Source organism: Neobacillus sp. PS2-9, from assembly GCF_030915525.1.
Lineage (GTDB): Bacteria > Bacillota > Bacilli > Bacillales > Cytobacillaceae > Neobacillus.
Map to the genome: position 1 here is coordinate 51,205 of NZ_CP133269.1, position 18,155 is coordinate 69,359.

The following is an 18,155-nucleotide window of genomic DNA, read 5'->3' on the forward strand; positions in this document are numbered from 1 at the left end:
CTTACAAATGCCTATAATTGTGAAAGGCTTGACTATTTATTGATTAATGGACTCAATTTTAATTTAAATAGGGCAATGTTAAAGAACAGTATTGATTTTTATACCCTGTTGATTGGAGCGGAAGGCACGAAGACTCCTGTGGGAGTATGGTTCAGGGGAGACCCCGCAGGCGCTTGCGCCGAGGAGGCTCGCCGAAACACCCACGGAAAGCGAAGTGCCTGGAGCGGAAATCAACAATCAAGTTAACATAGCCTAAAATAGATCGATTTTTAATATGAGGAGTGAAGGACATGGCTTTAACAGCTGGTATCGTAGGTTTACCGAACGTTGGTAAGTCTACTTTATTTAATGCAATCACACAGGCAGGAGCGGAATCAGCGAACTATCCTTTCTGTACGATTGATCCAAACGTAGGAATTGTAGAAGTACCTGACCACCGTTTACAAAAATTAACTGAGCTTGTTCAACCTAAGAAAACTGTTCCAACAGCATTTGAATTTACCGATATTGCTGGGATTGTTAAAGGTGCAAGTAAAGGTGAAGGGTTAGGAAACAAGTTCCTATCTCATATCCGCCAAGTAGATGCGATTTGCCAAGTAGTTCGCTGCTTCGCAGATGAAAATATCACACACGTTTCTGGAAAAGTGGACCCAATTGATGATATTGAAGTCATTAACTTGGAGTTAATTCTTGCAGACATGGAATCCGTGGAAAAGCGTATTAGCCGCGTTGAAAAATTGGCTAAGCAAAAAGATAAGGATGCAGCAGCAGAATTCGAAGTACTTGCAATGCTTCGTGATGCGTTTGAAGCAGAGAAACCTGCTCGTACGGTTGATTTCACAGAGGAACAAATGAAATTAGTTAAAGGTCTACATCTTTTAACGATTAAACCTGTTCTGTATGTAGCTAATGTGAGTGAAGATGATATTGCTGATCCTTCTGATAATGAATATGTACAAAAAGTTCGTGAATATGCGGCAGCTGATAATGCTGAAGTAATCGTGGTTTGTGCGAAAATTGAAGAAGAAATTGCAGAGCTTGAGGGTGAAGAAAAGGCTATGTTCCTTTCTGAGCTTGGCATCGAAGAATCAGGTCTAGATCAGTTAATCCGTGCTGCATATAACTTACTTGGCTTAGCTACCTATTTCACAGCAGGAGTTCAAGAGGTTCGTGCTTGGACATTCAAAAAAGGAATGAAGGCTCCTCAGTGTGCGGGTGTCATTCATTCTGATTTCGAACGTGGATTCATTCGTGCAGAAACAGTATCCTACGATGACCTTCTAGCAGCAGGAAGCCACAACGCAGCTAAAGAAGCTGGAAAAGTCCGCCTAGAAGGAAAAGAGTACGAAGTAAAAGACGGCGACGTCATCCACTTCCGTTTCAATGTATAGTTTATAGCATATTGTTGAACTGGCATCCCGTTGATTGGAGCGGAAGGCACGAAGACTCCTGTGGAAGTATGGTTCAGGGGAGACCCCGCAGGCGCTTGCGCCGAGGAGGCTCGCCGAAACACCCACGAACCGCTCGTGCCTGGAGCGGAAATCAACAGACTAGGTTACATGTTTAAATCAATGTAAATAGGTAAAAATGGGAACAGGGAAAGAACATTGCTTTTCCTGTTTTTCTATGCTATAATCTTAACTTGTGAGTAATGAATAATTGCTCCTTGCCCATTCGGGCCGTTTAGACCAAAAGGAGGTGACTGTGATGAATAAGTACGAAATCATGTACATCATCCGCCCAAACATTGAAGAGGAAGCGAAAAAGGCTCTAGTTGAGCGTTTTAACACAATTCTTCTTGACAATGGTGCGGAAACTGCTGAAACAAAAGATTGGGGTAAGCGCCGTCTTGCATACGAAATCAACGATTTCCGTGACGGATACTACCAAATCGCTAAAACTACATCTTCAGCTGATGCAGTACAAGAATTTTCTCGTCTTGCAAAAATCAGCGAAGATATCATTCGCCATATCGTAATTAAAGAAGAAGCTTAATATTAATATAAAATTTTTTCAGGTGAAGAATGTTTCATGTGGAACAATCCCTGGAAGAAAAGGAGTTGATTCTGATGATGAATCGTGTCGTGCTTGTTGGCCGTTTAACAAAAGATCCTGATTTGCGCTATACGCCAAATGGGGTTCCTGTTGCTACCTTTACTCTAGCAGTTAATCGACCATTTTCTAGTCAAGCAGGTGAACGTGAAGCAGACTTTATTAATTGTGTTGTTTGGCGTAAACCGGCTGAAAATGTAGCGAACTTCTTGAAAAAGGGCAGTCTTGCAGGTGTTGATGGTCGTATTCAAACCCGCAACTATGAAGGACAAGATGGTAAACGTGTTTACGTTACAGAGGTTCAAGCAGAGAGCGTTCAGTTCTTAGAACCTAAAAGCTCGTCTGGTGGCGGCGGTGGAAGAGGCGACAATGATCATTTCGGTGCACCCCCACGGGAACCGCAAGGAAACCAATACGGAGGCGGCAATCAGAATCAGCGCCAGTACCAAAACCAAAACCAAAACCAAAATAAAGGTTTTACTCGTGTGGATGAAGATCCATTTGCAGGAAATGGACAAATTGACATTTCCGATGATGATCTTCCATTCTAAACAACCTTTATCGAACGTGAATAAATAAAAAAATTATAAAGGAGGGAATTTTCATGGCAGGAGGACGTAAAGGCGGTCGCGCAAAGCGTCGTAAGGTTTGCTATTTCACAGCAAATGGCATCTCTCGCATCGATTACAAAGATGTAGATTTACTTAAAAAATTCATCTCTGAGCGTGGAAAAATTTTACCACGTCGTGTAACTGGTACTAGCGCTAAATACCAACGTAAACTAACAGTTGCAATCAAACGTGCACGTCAAATGGCATTATTACCATTCGTGGCTGGAGAATAATAAGCTTTCTAAGGCAGTAAGGGTCGCCCTTACTGCCTTTTTCCTTTTTATAAAGTTGAATCATAACTCTCTTGTAGTCTAAAATAAGAGGATAGCTTTCATAATTAGAGGTGAAGAAGTGAAAAATGTACATAAACTAACAGAGGGTGCCATTCTTTTAGCTTCGATGGCAGCTCTTATCTTAATAAGTACTTACGTTCCTATTGTAGGGGGGTTCGTCGTCATTGCGATACCCATACCATTTATATTATTTTCAGCGAAAAATAATATAAAAATGATCACAGCCTTTTGTATAGCAGCTGTTTTTATCTCCTTTTTTGCTGGCTCATTAAGGGGGCTAGCCCTTATGTTGATCCATGGATCTGCTGGAGTGGTCATTGGCTATCTGGTGCAAAAAAACAAGAGTCGGAATTTTATTTTACTTGCTAGCACCCTTATCCTAACAATAGGAATGGTTATTTTTTATAGTGTTTCGGCTGCTTTTTTCCAATTGGATATTATTCATGAATTGAAAACCTCTGTTAATGAATCAGTGAAACAGTCTGAAGAGATATTAAAGACGCAAGGGCAAGAGGAGCAACTTGAGAAATTACAAGAGCAGGGTAACCTAATGATAAATCAAATTACGACTCTTGCTCCATCGTATCTGATTTTCACTGCGGTATCTGCTTCGTTTTTCATTCAATGGATTAGCTTTCCGGTTGTAAAAAGGTTTGGTGTAAATGTCCAGCCATGGGGGAGTTTCCGCAATCTATCCCTGCCAAAAAGTCTTTTATGGTATTATCTAATTTCCTTAGGTGCGATGCTGCTGTTTCACCCGCATGAGGGTACATATGTATATTCCGTATTAATTAATGCTAAATACCTTTTAGAAATTATAATGACAGTACAGGGTCTTGCTTTTTTATTCTATATTTTCCACCAAAGGTCGGTTGCAAAGGGACTTGGTGTGCTTGTTGTAATTCTTACTTTGATGATTCCAATAGTCCGTTATATAATAATGGTATTGGGCATTACTGATTTAGGCTTTGATTTTCGAAGGCAATTTGAAAAGAAAGAGTAAGATTCACGACTAGGAGCTGAAAACTTTGCCTGCATTTTTAGAAAAGCGGTCAATCCGTTATCCCTTTTATGGGTTAATTGGCGTTACAGTGGTACTGCTCATTGTCCTGTTATTATATAACTGGATATTAAGTGTGGCCGGGTTATTATTAATGTTTTTCCCTCTCTACTATATGTTTGTTATTGAGCGTCGCCAAAGAAAAGAAATGGAAGAATACATCTCAACCCTTTCCTACCGAGTCAAAAAGGTTGGCGAAGAGGCGCTTATGGAAATGCCAATTGGGATTATGCTCATTAATGAGGAGTATTTCGTTGAGTGGACCAACCCTTTCCTGGCCTCATACTTTGATGAAGAAACATTAGTTGGAAGATCGCTTTATGATGTGGCAGATTCACTCATTCCGTTGATTAAACAGGAAGTGGAAACGGAAATTATTACTCTTCATGAACGGAAGTTTCGTGTCATCCACAAACGTGAAGAGCGGCTATTATACTTTTTTGATGTTACCGAACAAAAAGAAATTGAAAAAAAGTACCAGGATGAACGGACGGTTATTGGCACCATTTTCTTAGATAATTACGATGATCTGACACAGGGTATGGATGACCAAATGCGAGGGAGTATTAACAATCTCGTGACATCTATCCTAAATAAATGGGCTCAGGATAATGGAATTTTCCTCAAACGGGTTTCCTCTGAGCGATTTATTGCTGTGTTTAGTGAAGGAATTCTCCGTTCTCTTGAAAAGGGCAAATTTACTATTCTTGATGATGTAAGAGAAATGACCTCCAAGCAGAATGTCTCCTTTACCTTAAGTATCGGGGTTGGAACAGGTGTTACTTCTTTACCTGAATTGGGAGCATTAGCACAATCAAGCCTTGACTTAGCTCTCGGCAGAGGCGGCGATCAGGTAGCCATTAAACTGCCAAATGGGAAAGTGAAATTCTTCGGTGGAAAAACAAATCCTGTTGAAAAACGGACAAGGGTAAGAGCACGTGTCATTTCTCATGCCTTGAGGGATTTAATTACGGCCAGTGATAAAGTGATTGTCATGGGGCATAAAAACCCTGATATGGATTCTATTGGTTCCAGTATTGGCATTTATAAAGTAGCGCAAATGAATCAAAAAGAAGCATATATTGTGGTCAATACGTCAGAACTGGACAATGGTGGTAAAAGGCTCATGGAAGAAATACGCCAGAGTGAGCAGTTATATTCACATTTTATTGGTCCAGAGCAAGCATTAGAAATGTCTACAGAAAAAACCCTTCTAGTGATTGTGGATACACATAAGCCTGCCTTAGTCATGGAAGAGCGACTGTTAAATAAAATAGACCATGTGGTGGTCATTGACCATCATCGTCGTGGTGAGGATTTTATTGCCAATCCATTGCTTGTTTATATGGAGCCCTATGCATCTTCTACTGCCGAGCTAGTAACGGAGTTTTTGGAATATCAGCCTAAAAGAGGTAAAATTGAGATGATCGAAGCCACTGCTCTATTAGCAGGGATTATTGTCGACACAAAGAGTTTCTCCTTACGGACAGGGTCCAGGACGTTTGATGCAGCCTCCTACTTACGTGCCCATGGTGCAGATACAGTTTTAGTCCAAAAGCTTTTAAAAGAAGATGTAGATACATATATCAAACGGGCCAAGCTGATTGAATCTGTTTCTTTTTATCGTGAGGGAGTGGCTATAGCAAAAGGAAATGAAAATGAACTGAATGATCAAGTCATTATTGCGCAAGCAGCAGATACTTTGTTAACGATGGATGGAGTTCTCGCCTCTTTTGTTATTTCCAAAAGGAGTGAAGGTGTTATAGGAATTAGTGCACGTTCACTAGGAAACATCAATGTCCAAGTGATTATGGAAAGCCTTAAAGGTGGCGGTCACCTTACGAATGCAGCGACCCAGCTTAGTGGCTTAACGATAAACGAAACGGAAACAAAGTTAAAGCTGGCAATTGATGAATATTTTGAAGGAGTGAAAAAAGAATGAAAGTAATATTTCTTAAAGATGTAAAAGGAAAAGGTAAAAAAGGTGAAGTGAAAAATGTAGCTGATGGCTATGCACATAACTTTTTAATTAAACAAGGTTTAGCTGTTGAAGCAAATAATGCTAATGTCAGTTCTTTAGATGCCCAAAAAAAGAAACAAGAAAAGGAAGCGGCAGAAGAACTAGCCGAAGCGAAAAAGTTGAAAGAAGTATTGGATAAAATTACGGTGGAGTTAACGGCTAAAGCTGGTGAGGGTGGAAGACTCTTTGGTTCCATTACAACAAAGCAAATTGCAGAAGAATTGCAAAAGAAACATGGAATTAAAATTGATAAGCGTAAAATGGAACTAACTGATGCGATTCGCACGCTTGGCCACACAAAGGTTCCAGTAAAGCTTTACCACGAAGTAACAGCTACATTAACTGTCTCTGTTAAAGAAATAAAATAGTACAGGGATAAAATTTGCCAGTGTGAATTGGTAGGAAACCATGTTAAGATATAAAAGTTATCAATGATGTGATCGGTCTTAGCTGATCACTTTTTTCTTTTTAGGATATGATATAATACTTTTAGACTATTACTTAAAATCATCCTACTAGAATAGGAGGTTTTTTATAAATGAATGATTTATTCGCGGATCGCATGCCGCCACAAAATATAGAGGCCGAACAGGCTGTTTTAGGGGCTATCTTTTTAGAGCCTTCTTCTTTAACTTTGGCATCGGAAATCTTGATTCCTGAAGATTTTTACCGTGCTGCACATCAAAAAATATTTAATGTGATGCTCAACTTAAATGATCAAGGAAAAGCCGTTGACTTGATTACCGTGACGGAGGAGCTGGCAGCAGCCAAGCTTTTAGAAGATACCGGTGGTGTGAGTTATTTAAGTGAGCTTGCAGGTTCTGTACCTACAGCAGCCAATATTGAGTATTATGCGAGAATAGTAGAAGAAAAATCGTTACTTAGAAGACTGATTCGTACGGCAACGAATATCGCAACCGATGGATATTCGCGTGAGGATGAGGTTGAAGCACTCTTAAGTGAAGCGGAAAAAAGTATTATGGAAGTTGCCCAGAGAAAGAATGCAGGAGCGTTCCATAATATTAAAGATGTCCTTGTCCGTACGTATGACAATATTGAAGAAATGCACAATCGTGTAGGAGAGATTACGGGGATTTCTACCGGATTTGCTGAGCTAGACAGAATGACAGCCGGGTTCCAGCGAAATGACTTAATTATTGTAGGTGCTCGTCCTTCTGTAGGTAAAACGGCATTTGCTTTGAATATTGCTTCCAATGTAGCGACGAAGACGGGTGAAAATGTAGCTATTTTCAGTCTTGAGATGGGTGCAGAACAGCTGGTAATGCGTATGCTTTGTTCGGAAGGTAATATTGATGCGCAAAGGCTGCGTACCGGTTCCTTAACGGATGATGACTGGGGCAAGCTGACTATGGCAATGGGTAGTCTATCAAATTCAGGGATTTTTATCGATGATACCCCTGGTGTTAGAATTAGTGATATCCGTTCAAAATGCCGTCGCTTGCAACAAGAGCATGGGTTAGGCATGATTTTAATCGATTACTTGCAGTTGATTTTGGGAAGCGGCCGATCAGGTGAGAACCGTCAGCAGGAAGTTTCGGAAATTTCCCGTTCCCTTAAGCAGTTAGCCCGTGAGCTGAAGGTTCCTGTTATTGCTCTTTCTCAGCTTTCCCGTGGTGTGGAACAGCGTCAAGATAAGCGTCCGATGATGTCCGATATCCGTGAATCAGGAAGTATCGAGCAGGATGCCGATATTGTTGCCTTCTTATATCGTGATGATTACTATGATAAGGAATCGGAGAATAAAAATATCATTGAGATCATTATTGCCAAGCAGCGTAACGGCCCAACTGGTACTGTAGCGTTGGCCTTTGTTAAGGAATATAATAAGTTCGTCAATCTCGAGACGCGGTATGAGCCGCCAGGTGCATAGATTTTTGAAGGTTAGCCATTCTTGGCTAGCCTTTTTTATTTCCAAGTTGGAAGATTAATAGAATGGTAAATTAATATTTTACGAACATAATATAAAATTTGTTATAAATTGTTCGTGTTTTGTTGATTTTTACTCGTTAAATTGATAAACTATCTGAGGGAATAATAAATATTTACTGAAAGCAAAAATTTCGGAGGTGCCTTTTATGTCATCAGTAGTGGTTGTTGGTACGCAATGGGGAGACGAAGGAAAAGGAAAAATTACTGATTTCCTATCTGAAAATGCAGAGGTCATTGCACGTTATCAAGGTGGAAACAATGCAGGCCACACCATAAAATTTAATGGAGAAACCTACAAATTACACCTGATTCCATCAGGGATTTTCTATAAAGAAAAAGCATGTGTAATTGGGAATGGTATGGTTGTCGATCCGAAGGCACTGGTTAATGAACTTGCTTATTTACATGAAAAAGGAATTACAACGGATAATCTTCGCATTAGTAACCGCGCACATGTCATTCTTCCCTACCACCTCAAATTAGATGAAGTGGAAGAAGAACGCAAAGGTGCTAATAAAATCGGTACAACTAAAAAAGGGATCGGTCCTGCTTACATGGACAAAGCTGCTCGTGTCGGTATTCGTATGGCTGATTTATTAGATCGTGAAATCTTCGAAGAAAAGCTTGAACAAAACCTAGCAGAAAAAAATCGTCTATTTGAACGTATATATGAAACAACAGGTTTTACCAAGGAAGAAATCCTTGATGAGTACTATGAATACGGCCAACAAGTGAAGCATTATGTTTGTGATACATCTGTTGTGTTAAATGATGCTTTAGATGACGGCAAACGTGTTCTTTTCGAAGGTGCACAAGGTGTTATGCTTGATATTGACCAAGGCACATACCCATTCGTTACATCTTCGAATCCTGTTGCTGGAGGAGTAACGATTGGTTCTGGTGTTGGTCCATCTAAAATTACGCATGTAGTAGGAGTATGTAAAGCCTATACTTCCCGTGTGGGTGATGGTCCGTTCCCAACTGAACTACATGATGAAATTGGACATCAAATTCGCGAAGTAGGTCGTGAATACGGTACAACAACAGGACGCCCTCGCCGTGTTGGCTGGTTTGATAGTGTAGTTGTCCGTCATGCCCGCCGTGTCAGTGGATTAACAGACCTTTCACTTAACTCAATCGATGTATTAACTGGCATCGAAACATTGAAAATTTGTACGGCATACCGCTATAAGGATGAGTTAATTACTGAATACCCTGCAAATTTACGAATTTTAGCAGAGTGTGTGCCAGTTTATGAGGAATTACCAGGCTGGACAGAAGATATTACAGGAGTGAAAGCATTAGACGAACTTCCAGTTAATGCCCGCCACTATGTAGAGCGTGTAACGCAGCTAACAGGAGTGCCATTAACAACTTTCTCTGTAGGACCTGACCGTAATCAAACAAACGTAGTAAGAAGCCCTTGGAGACAAGTTTAAAACATAGTGAGAAGCCCTCAAATTTGAGGGCTTCAATTATTTAAAAAGTTTTTTTGAAAAAGTATTGCCTAAATAGTATTATCCATGCTATTATAAAAAGCGTCGCCACGATACGACAAAGAAATAAACGAGAGCCATTAGCTCAGTTGGTAGAGCACGATCGAGTAAGCTTCTTAGAAATAGCATCAGGGCACACGCCGAGCTGCTACTTGAATATGCTTTCTGAGGCGTGGGCATCCGTCGCAAATAAAAGATTAGTGAATCATCTTCATTCGAGAGCCATTAGCTCAGTTGGTAGAGCATCTGACTTTTAATCAGAGGGTCGAAGGTTCGAGTCCTTCATGGCTCACCATTTAAATATTTTTAGTATGGCCCCTTGGTCAAGCGGTTAAGACACCGCCCTTTCACGGCGGTAACACGGGTTCGAATCCCGTAGGGGTCATCGGCATTTGATTGTCAGTAAGTGACTGGCAAGGACGGTTTCCTTGCTGACGATCAATTTATAATGGTCCGGTAGTTCAGTTGGTTAGAATGCCTGCCTGTCACGCAGGAGGTCGCGGGTTCGAGTCCCGTCCGGACCGCCATTTACATATTACAAAATTTATTATGGCTCAGTAGCTCAGTCGGTAGAGCAGATTGCTCACATCCTGATTACGCTTCTGCGGCAATTTGCGAAAAAGAACGGAAGTTCTTTTGAGCAAAGGTCTTTATCTCAATTAAAGATTAGTGAATCATCTTAATATGGCTCAGTAGCTCAGTCGGTAGAGCAAAGGACTGAAAATCCTTGTGTCGGCGGTTCGATTCCGTCCTGAGCCATCCAAAAAAGAAGTTTGCTTCGGCAGGCTTCTTTTTTTATTCCCTCACAGAACACATTTTTGTAATTTTTTTGTAATAAATATCCCTCTTATTTTACAAAACAGGAATAATTCGCTTGTCCTATTTTATAAAAAGAAATCTATTACTCTAGGACTATTGTAATCCTTGATATTATAGGAATTCTACCCTACTCCATATTTTAAAATCCAAAGAAAATTTGAGTTAATTTGACTGATTAATCTTAAAAAAAGTAGAAAAATGTCAGCAATTATACATTTTTGTTACATTATATCAACTATTAATCTTTTTAAATCAAACTATGGTAAAGTAAAGAAGGTCTAAAATACTGGGAAATTCTTTGTTAGTCAAAAGTACTAGAGTAAGAGGGTTTTACCGTGGTTTAGGAGGAAAAGATGTTATTTTTTAATAAAATAGCGAAAACAAAAAAGTTTTTACTACTTAAAACGACCATTATTACTGTATTGGCTGCATCTGTCGTTGCCTTTAGCAATGGGCCAGTTGCACTTGCTACTTCATCGAAATTAACCACCATTTATCATGTTTATTTGAATGGTACATATATCGGCAATGTTACTGATAAAAATATAGTCGATCAATTAGTGGACGAGGAAGTTATAACAGCCAGAAAATCCCTCAAGGATGTCACACTAAAATTTGGTCCACAGGTCAAGTACATACCTGAACAGGTTTTCCGTGCTTCTGCCGATAATCAAGAAACACTTCAAACTATTAAAAAGTCATTTCAACTGCAAGCGGAGGCATCAGCCATCGTTATTGATGGAAAACCAATTGCTTATTTAGACAATAAAGAGGAAGCCAAGGATGTCATAAAGAAACTGAAGCTTCAATACGTAACTGAAGAGCAATTAAACGAATTGGAGTCTAGAAAAGCGTCAGCTACTCCTTCTTTACCCGCATTAAAGGAAAATGAAACCCGGTTATTAGACGTTCGATTATCTAAAGATGTTTCCATTAAAACGGAAAATATTGCTCCGGAAAAAATAATGTCTAGTGCGGAAGCTTTAACGTTTTTACAAAAAGGTACGTTAGAGGAAAAGAAATATATTGTTCAAGAGGGCGATGTTCTCGAAACAATTGCTTCGAACCATGGCTTAAGTCAGGATGATATCCTGGCATTAAACCCAGGTCTGACGGCTGGAACTCTTTTGAAGATTGGCCAGGAATTAAATGTTACGGTTCTACAACCGTATGTTGCTGTCATTGTTGATAAAGAAGCTAATCTAAAGGAAGAAATAGCATTTACGAATGAAGTAGTTGAGGATTCATCTATGCCTAAAGGTGAAACCAAGGAAAAGCAAGCAGGACAAAACGGATCCCGCTTAGTAAACTATTTACTATCAGAACAAAATGGCGTAACCATTAAAAAAGATCAAACAAGTGAACAAATTCTACAGCAGCCAATCAATCACATTGTTATTAAAGGAACGAAAGCAATCCCATCTCGTGGGGAGGGTTCCTTTGCCTGGCCAACCGTTGGTGGGTATGTATCCAGTAAGCTTGGCTATCGCTGGGGAAAAATGCATAAAGGGATTGATATTGCGAGACCAAGTAACAAGACTATTAAGGCTGCGGATAATGGCGTTGTTGTTTCTGCTGGTTGGGATTCAGGTGGCTATGGAAATAAAGTCATTATCGACCATAAAAATGGTTTCCGTACGCTTTATGGCCACATGTCATCGATTAACGTAAAAGTAGGACAAACTGTTTCTAAAGGCACAGCAATTGGAATCATGGGTGCAACAGGAAACGTAACCGGCGTCCACCTTCACTTCGAAGTATATAAAAATGGAAGCTTAGTTAACCCACTTACTTATTTAAAATAATGGTTATGTTAAAGAACAGTGTTGATTTTTACACTCTGTTGATTGGAGCGGAAGGCACGAAGACTCCTGTGGGAGTATGGTTCAGGGGAGACCCCGCAGGCGCATGCGCCGAGGAGGCTCGCCGAAACACCCACGGAAAGCGAAGTGCCTGGAGCGGAAATCAACAGGCAAGGTTAACAGAGCCAAAATAATATAAATGAAAGGTCTCTAGTCGTTACTAGAGACTTTTACTTTTTATGAAAGGCCATGTTAAAGCATTATATCGTTTTAACACACCTGTTGATTGGAGCGGAAGGCGCGAAGACTCCTGTGGGAGTGCGGGTCAGGGGAGACCCCGCAGGCGTGAGCGCCGAGGAGGCTCGCCGAAACGCCCACGGAAAGCGAAGCGCCTGGAGCGGAAATCAACAGATCAGTTTACAAAAGCCTTATAAAAATAACAAAAGTGGAAAAGTATAACATGCCAATCTTGCCAAATGCTAGTTAAAGATGAATTTATGCTAATAAAATGGTAAAGTAAAATAGTATAGTTATGACTTTTAACAACTTGTGATTGAATAGATAATTGATAAAAAAAGGAGCAATGGTATGGAAAAGAAAATTCTTGTTGTGGATGATGAAAAGCCAATTGCAGATATTTTGCAGTTCAACCTGAAAAAAGAAGGATATGTTGTCTATTGCGCCTATGATGGAAATGAAGCACTCGAATTAGTGGAAGAGATACAGCCAGATCTAATTCTTCTAGATATTATGCTCCCATTAAGAGATGGTATGGAGGTATGTCGGGAAGTTCGTAAAAAGTACGAAATGCCGATTATTATGCTGACAGCGAAGGATTCTGAAATTGATAAAGTATTAGGTCTAGAACTAGGTGCAGATGATTACGTAACAAAACCGTTCAGCACAAGGGAATTAATTGCCCGTGTGAAAGCAAACTTACGTAGACACCAACAAGTATTGGCACAGCCTGATGCTGAAAATGAGTCAAATGAAATTGAAATTGGTTCCCTCGTGATCCATCCAGATGCCTATGTGGTTTCCAAACGCGGTGAGACGATTGAATTAACGCACCGTGAGTTTGAGTTGCTTTTTTATTTAGCAAAGCATATCGGGCAAGTTATGACGAGAGAACATCTCCTGCAAACCGTATGGGGCTATGATTATTATGGAGACGTGAGAACGGTAGATGTAACGGTTAGACGTTTGCGTGAAAAAATTGAGGATAGCCCAAGTCACCCAACATGGATTGTTACCCGTCGCGGAGTTGGATACTATTTACGGAATCCTGAACAGGAGTAATATCATTGATGAAAAAGGTTGGTTTTTTTCGGTCAATACACGTAAAATTTGTCATCATCTATGTATTGCTTATATTAGTTGCTATGCAAATTATCGGCGTGTATTTTGTAAAGCAGCTGGAAGAAACGCTTAGGACAAACTTCCAGACATCATTAAAAGAGCGCGTGAATTTGCTTGCTTATAATATTGTGGAAGAAATGAAAAAAGAGCGTACTCCAGAGGATCCAACAGTCGAAGAAGATATTAGGAAAATCCTTCGAGACTTTGATGCGGGGGATATTTCTGAGGTGCGGGTAATTGAAAATAGATCTCTTAAAATTCTCGGCACTTCCAACACCAACAATCAGGGGCTCGTTGGGCAAAGAACAACAGAGCTTAGGATTAAACAATCAATGGTGATGGAAGAAGACCAAAGTGTCATCCAAATTGACCCGCATACAGGGGACCGAATTTGGGTTCTCGCTACCCCAATTAAATCAGGAAAAAAAGTCATTGGGGCCATCTACCTTGTCGCAAAAATAGAAAATGTGTTTGAACAAATGAAAACTATTAATGGTATTTTTGCCACAGGAACGGCGATTGCTCTATCGATTACTGCCGTTTTAGGAATTTTATTAGCCCAGACGATTACAAGACCGATTGCCGATATGAAGAAGCAGGCATTAGCCATGGCAAAAGGGAATTTTTCACGGAAAGTAAAAGTGTATGGGTACGATGAGATTGGCACACTGGCGATTACCTTTAACAACCTGACGAAAAAGCTTCAAGAAGCACAAGCCATGACTGAAGGGGAACGGAGAAAGCTTTCGTCGGTTCTTTCTTATATGACAGACGGGGTTATAGCTACCGATCGGAAAGGGCGAGTCATTTTAATCAATGAGCCAGCAGCCAAGCTGTTGAATGTTTCACGTGAAACAGTTCTATCCCAACCGATTGTGTCCCTTCTAAACTTAGATGACACGAATACATTTGAAGACTTACTCGAGGAGAAGGATTCATTAATCCTAGATTACAGTACGAAATCGGAGCGCTATTTCCTTCGTGCGAATTTCTCCGTTATCCAAAAGGAAACCGGCTTTGTTAATGGACTGATTGCTGTTCTTCATGATATTACGGACCAGGAAAAAATTGATGCCGAGAGACGAGAGTTTGTAGCCAATGTATCACACGAACTAAGAACACCTTTAACCACGATGAGGAGTTACTTGGAAGCCTTAGCTGATGGTGCCTGGCAGGATGAGGAGATTGCACCGGATTTCCTAGAAGTAACACGGACTGAAACGGAGAGAATGATCCGACTCGTGAATGACCTTTTACAGCTTTCAAAAATGGATAGTACAGATTATCGGCTTACGATAGAATGGGTCAACTTTGTTGACTTCTATCACCGAATCATCGACAGGTTCGAAATGACCAAGGAACAGAATGTTACCTTTAAAAGAAAGCTTCCTAACCATGCCATATTTATTGAAATTGATGAGGATAAGATGACACAGGTCTTATATAATATCATTTCGAATGCCTTAAAGTACTCTCCTGAAGGTGGACAAGTGACCTTCTCCATCAAAGAAGAAGAAAATAGAATTATTGTTAGTGTCAAAGACCAAGGTGTAGGAATTCCAAAAGAAAACATCGGAAAGATTTTTGACCGCTTTTATCGTGTTGATAAAGCAAGGACCCGTAAATTAGGTGGGACAGGCCTGGGTCTGGCCATTGCGAAGGAAATGGTCAATGCTCATGGAGGTTCGATTTGGGCTTCTAGTGAGGAAGGAAAAGGAACGACTATTGCGTTTTCCTTACCATATGAGCGTTCAGAAGAGGATGAATGGTCATGAGATACGAAAATATTAAATCATGGATTTTAACCATACTAGTCTTGGTTAGTATACTTTTAACCTGGAACCTTTGGACCTATCAACCTAACTATGACACGATGGAAAATGGGAATACCGTGAAAGAGGTTACGGTAAGTGAAAAACAAGAGGTTCAAAGTATTGTCAGTCCTAACCAGATTTTATTCCATTTGAAGGGCAAGCACTATGGTACGAACAATCCAGTGGAATTAGACAAGATAGTCAAGGAACTAAGAAAATGGTCCTTTTTTGATGTGAAAAATGTGACTGACAAAGTTGGGAATATTAACGATTTAGCTCGTAAGGATGGCAATGCAGAAATCATTTATTCAGGGGAAATTCCCATTGAACTTTATCGCAGTGTATTAAATATTGAAGGAAAAAAGGTCCCCTCCTTCAATTTTAACCGTATTATTATCGATGTTGATAATTCGGAGAAGGACACGGGAAGCGTTTATTTTGTTTCCTCCGAAAATCAACAGGTGTATTTAAGTCGGATCTCTTCCGTTAATTTGAGCGGATTTAATCATGATTTTTACAAAAATGCGAATCGGTATCCTGAATTTTTTGCCTTTGAATCATCTGAAAGGCGAACGATTTACCTTCCTGAAGGAAAAACAGAGATGACTACTTATAAATATTTACCGGTAGCTATCAACTCAGAGGAATTCAAGGATGCGCTGTTTAATGATCCAAGTTATGTGCAAAAAAGCTTTATCTCAAATGGGGAAGAGTACGCAAATGATTCTAGTAAGATGACGATTAATTATGATACAAGTATGCTTCAATATGTAAACCCTATTCCGGAAGATACTTATATTGATAGCTCCTATGATTTAGTCAAGCGGAGCATCGATTTCGTGAATGAGCATGGCGGGTGGACAGGTCCTTATCGATATGTTTCTAAAAGCGAATATAATCGTTCCGTTACGTTCCGATTGTACAGTACTGACGGCTACCCAGTTTATAATGACAGAGGGTTGTCAGAGATATATGAAGAATGGGGACGAGATGAAATAGAAAAATATGTTCGCTCCTTCATATCACTTAATCTACCGTTAACAACTGAAATGAAAAAGGTGACGCAGCCTTCAGGTCATGAAATAGTGGAGTTTTTACAAAAAAAGCAGAACTTTAAACCAGAGCTTCTTGAGGAATTGATTCTAGGCTATCGAATAGAAAGGGATTCGGAGGAGAATAAATTGATCCTCTTAGAACCTACCTGGTTTTATCGATATGATAAGACGTGGGGGCAAATTACGATGGATGATCTAGGAGGCTCGAAGCATGGATTGGAGTAAAATTAAAACCATTTTTATCTTAACCTTCTTGATTTTAGATGTATATTTGTTATTTCAATTCATGAAAATTCGTGATGCCAATAAGTATGAAATCAAAACGGAAGCATCCTTTGAAGAACGATTAAAAACCGACGAGATAAAGTATGTAGAGCTTCCAAAGGAACCAGTAAAGAGTCAGTATCTAAGCGCTAAGCCGAAGACTTTTGCAAAAGGGGATTTGGCCAAGCTAAAGGGACAAACACCTTCTTTAAAGGGGCCTGGGACTACCCTTGAAGCTACACTTGAAAAGCCGGTGCAGCTAAGTTCCAAGTTTGAACCAGCAGAGCTTGCCAACTTTTTAAAGGAAAATATTCTCTACGGTGAGCATTATCAATTTTGGGAGAAGAACGACAAAAAAAATACAGTTACTTACTATCAACAATATGATAATTTTCCCTTATTTAAAAATAGGAACGGGATGATTACCTTTACGATTAATACAGATAATCAAATTGTCTCTTATCAACAAACCTATCTTGAAGGAATTGAAAAGCTTATGGGGAAGGAAGAGATTCTTACTCCGTTAAAGGCAATTGAAACCCTTCATTCTAAAGGGAATCTAAAACCGAAGAGTAAAATTACTAAAGTTGAACTTGGTTATTCGACACTTGTTCAGTTGGCGGCATCCCAAGTGTTAGCGCCAACCTGGCGTTTTGTTGTTGATGATAAGGAAAGCCTGTTTGTGAATGCATTTGAAGGTCAGATTATAGAATTTAACAGCGATGAAAATAGTAAAGTGGAGTGAAGTAGAATGTCTTTACGATATAGCATTCTGGCAAGCGGAAGTACAGGGAATGCTCTCTATGTGGAATCAGATGAGCATTCCTTCCTTGTAGACGCTGGTTTCAGTGGGAAGCAAATGGAGTCTTTATTTGCACAAGTTGACCGTGATATTAGTAAGCTTTCCGGCATTTTTGTTACCCATGAGCACAGTGATCATATTAAAGGCATTGGCATCCTTGCACGTAAGTATCATTTACCCGTATTCGCAAATGAAAAAACCTGGCGTGCAATGGAAAGCTCTGTAGGAGCGATCCCAACGGAGCAAAAGTTTGTTTTTGATATGGAAACAGTAAAGAGCTTTGGTGGAACGGATATAGAATCATTTGGCGTCTCTCATGACGCAGCTGAACCGATGTTTTATGTGTTTCATCATTCAGGAAAAAAACTGGTCCTGATTACGGATACAGGTTATGTAAGTGACCGAATGAAGGGGATCATCTCTAACGCCGATGTGTATATTTTTGAATCCAATCACGATGTACAGATGCTCAGGATGGGAAGATATCCTTGGAACATTAAGCGTCGAATTTTAAGCGATGTGGGGCATGTGTCTAATGAAGATGCAGCCTATGCGATGAGTGATGTGGTGGGTGACCAAACTAAACGTGTGTATCTGGCCCATTTAAGTCTTGATAATAATATGAAAGACCTAGCAAAGATGGCCGTGGCTCAAACGTTAGAAAGCCGCGGAATGATCGTCGGAGAACAATTTGACCTTTATGACACAGACCCAAAAACACCAACCATATTAACAGCAGTATAATAATTGTTTCGAAA

The 18,155-nt window shown here is 39.9% G+C and carries 15 protein-coding genes and 4 tRNA genes; all 19 read left to right on the plus strand.

What is annotated here, in order from left to right; genetic code table 11:
* The first annotated feature begins 290 nt into the window (after positions 1 to 290).
* The 19 genes from ychF to RCG25_RS00345 all read left to right on the plus strand — a co-directional run bounded on the left by ychF (position 291) and on the right by RCG25_RS00345 (position 18,141).
* On the plus strand, positions 291 to 1,391 hold the full coding sequence (gene ychF, locus RCG25_RS00255) for a redox-regulated ATPase YchF (RefSeq protein ID WP_308081682.1): 1,101 nt from the start codon (positions 291 to 293) through the stop codon (positions 1,389 to 1,391).
* A gap of 316 nt (positions 1,392 to 1,707) precedes the next feature.
* Positions 1,708 to 1,995, plus strand: coding sequence for a 30S ribosomal protein S6 (gene rpsF, locus RCG25_RS00260; RefSeq protein ID WP_307283115.1), 288 nt, complete (start codon positions 1,708 to 1,710; stop codon positions 1,993 to 1,995).
* A gap of 74 nt (positions 1,996 to 2,069) precedes the next feature.
* On the plus strand, positions 2,070 to 2,603 hold the full coding sequence (gene ssb / locus RCG25_RS00265) for a single-stranded DNA-binding protein (protein WP_308081683.1): 534 nt from the start codon (positions 2,070 to 2,072) through the stop codon (positions 2,601 to 2,603).
* A 53-nt stretch (positions 2,604 to 2,656) separates the two neighbouring features.
* Complete coding sequence (gene rpsR, locus RCG25_RS00270; protein WP_024030263.1) at positions 2,657 to 2,896, plus strand: 30S ribosomal protein S18; 240 nt, start codon at positions 2,657 to 2,659, stop codon at positions 2,894 to 2,896.
* Between the two features lie 118 nt (positions 2,897 to 3,014).
* Positions 3,015 to 3,959 carry a YybS family protein gene (locus RCG25_RS00275; protein ID WP_308081684.1) on the plus strand — a complete coding sequence of 315 codons (945 nt, stop codon included), beginning with the start codon at positions 3,015 to 3,017 and terminating at the stop codon, positions 3,957 to 3,959.
* Between the two features lie 25 nt (positions 3,960 to 3,984).
* Complete coding sequence (locus RCG25_RS00280; protein ID WP_308081686.1) at positions 3,985 to 5,958, plus strand: DHH family phosphoesterase; 1,974 nt, start codon at positions 3,985 to 3,987, stop codon at positions 5,956 to 5,958.
* Positions 5,955 to 6,404: a 50S ribosomal protein L9 gene (gene rplI / locus RCG25_RS00285; protein ID WP_308081687.1), complete on the plus strand. Its 450-nt coding sequence runs from the start codon at positions 5,955 to 5,957 to the stop codon at positions 6,402 to 6,404. The genes RCG25_RS00280 and rplI overlap by 4 nt, the downstream gene beginning before the upstream one ends.
* A 170-nt stretch (positions 6,405 to 6,574) precedes the next feature.
* A complete protein-coding gene (dnaB, locus tag RCG25_RS00290; protein ID WP_308081688.1) occupies positions 6,575 to 7,927 on the plus strand; it encodes a replicative DNA helicase in 1,353 nt (450 codons plus the stop codon).
* A 205-nt stretch (positions 7,928 to 8,132) separates the two neighbouring features.
* Complete coding sequence (locus RCG25_RS00295) at positions 8,133 to 9,425, plus strand: adenylosuccinate synthase (protein WP_308081689.1); 1,293 nt, start codon at positions 8,133 to 8,135, stop codon at positions 9,423 to 9,425.
* 276 nt (positions 9,426 to 9,701) lie between these two features.
* Positions 9,702 to 9,777 (plus strand) — tRNA-Lys (locus RCG25_RS00300).
* Positions 9,778 to 9,795: 18 nt separating this feature from the next.
* Positions 9,796 to 9,867, plus strand: a tRNA-Glu gene (locus RCG25_RS00305).
* Positions 9,868 to 9,932: 65 nt separating this feature from the next.
* Positions 9,933 to 10,009 (plus strand) — tRNA-Asp (locus RCG25_RS00310).
* Positions 10,010 to 10,168: 159 nt separating this feature from the next.
* A tRNA-Phe gene (locus RCG25_RS00315) sits at positions 10,169 to 10,241 on the plus strand.
* 413 nt (positions 10,242 to 10,654) lie between these two features.
* Positions 10,655 to 12,106, plus strand: a complete 1,452-nt coding sequence (locus RCG25_RS00320) for a peptidoglycan DD-metalloendopeptidase family protein (protein ID WP_308081690.1) — start codon at positions 10,655 to 10,657, stop codon at positions 12,104 to 12,106.
* Positions 12,107 to 12,691: 585 nt separating this feature from the next.
* Positions 12,692 to 13,402 carry a response regulator YycF gene (gene yycF / locus RCG25_RS00325; RefSeq protein ID WP_308081692.1) on the plus strand — a complete coding sequence of 237 codons (711 nt, stop codon included), beginning with the start codon at positions 12,692 to 12,694 and terminating at the stop codon, positions 13,400 to 13,402.
* 8 nt (positions 13,403 to 13,410) lie between these two features.
* The gene (walK, locus tag RCG25_RS00330) at positions 13,411 to 15,237 is read left to right on the plus strand and encodes a cell wall metabolism sensor histidine kinase WalK (RefSeq protein ID WP_308081693.1); all 1,827 of its coding nucleotides are present in this window, start codon (positions 13,411 to 13,413) and stop codon (positions 15,235 to 15,237) included.
* The gene (locus RCG25_RS00335; RefSeq protein ID WP_308081694.1) at positions 15,234 to 16,556 is read left to right on the plus strand and encodes a YycH family regulatory protein; all 1,323 of its coding nucleotides are present in this window, start codon (positions 15,234 to 15,236) and stop codon (positions 16,554 to 16,556) included. The genes walK and RCG25_RS00335 overlap by 4 nt, the downstream gene beginning before the upstream one ends.
* Positions 16,543 to 17,340: a two-component system regulatory protein YycI gene (locus RCG25_RS00340; protein WP_308081695.1), complete on the plus strand. Its 798-nt coding sequence runs from the start codon at positions 16,543 to 16,545 to the stop codon at positions 17,338 to 17,340. The genes RCG25_RS00335 and RCG25_RS00340 overlap by 14 nt, the downstream gene beginning before the upstream one ends.
* Before the next feature lie 6 nt (positions 17,341 to 17,346).
* Entirely contained in the window at positions 17,347 to 18,141 is a 795-nt protein-coding gene (locus RCG25_RS00345) for an MBL fold metallo-hydrolase (protein WP_308081696.1), read from the plus strand.
* The last annotated feature ends 14 nt before the right edge of the window (positions 18,142 to 18,155 follow it).

Excerpts from the sequence above, each read along its gene's own strand:
- rpsR (WP_024030263.1), top strand. The coding sequence starts at position 2,657 with ATGGCAGGAGGACGTAAAGGCGGTCGCGCAAAGCGTCGTAAGGTTTGC.
- RCG25_RS00335 (WP_308081694.1), top strand. The coding sequence starts at position 15,234 with ATGAGATACGAAAATATTAAATCATGGATTTTAACCATACTAGTCTTG.
- dnaB (WP_308081688.1), top strand. The coding sequence starts at position 6,575 with ATGAATGATTTATTCGCGGATCGCATGCCGCCACAAAATATAGAGGCC.
- ychF (WP_308081682.1), top strand. The coding sequence starts at position 291 with ATGGCTTTAACAGCTGGTATCGTAGGTTTACCGAACGTTGGTAAGTCT.
- RCG25_RS00295 (WP_308081689.1), top strand. The coding sequence starts at position 8,133 with ATGTCATCAGTAGTGGTTGTTGGTACGCAATGGGGAGACGAAGGAAAA.
- rpsF (WP_307283115.1), top strand. The coding sequence starts at position 1,708 with ATGAATAAGTACGAAATCATGTACATCATCCGCCCAAACATTGAAGAG.
- walK (WP_308081693.1), top strand. The coding sequence starts at position 13,411 with ATGAAAAAGGTTGGTTTTTTTCGGTCAATACACGTAAAATTTGTCATC.
- RCG25_RS00320 (WP_308081690.1), top strand. The coding sequence starts at position 10,655 with ATGTTATTTTTTAATAAAATAGCGAAAACAAAAAAGTTTTTACTACTT.
- yycF (WP_308081692.1), top strand. The coding sequence starts at position 12,692 with ATGGAAAAGAAAATTCTTGTTGTGGATGATGAAAAGCCAATTGCAGAT.
- RCG25_RS00340 (WP_308081695.1), top strand. The coding sequence starts at position 16,543 with ATGGATTGGAGTAAAATTAAAACCATTTTTATCTTAACCTTCTTGATT.
- ssb (WP_308081683.1), top strand. The coding sequence starts at position 2,070 with ATGATGAATCGTGTCGTGCTTGTTGGCCGTTTAACAAAAGATCCTGAT.
- rplI (WP_308081687.1), top strand. The coding sequence starts at position 5,955 with ATGAAAGTAATATTTCTTAAAGATGTAAAAGGAAAAGGTAAAAAAGGT.
- RCG25_RS00345 (WP_308081696.1), top strand. The coding sequence starts at position 17,347 with ATGTCTTTACGATATAGCATTCTGGCAAGCGGAAGTACAGGGAATGCT.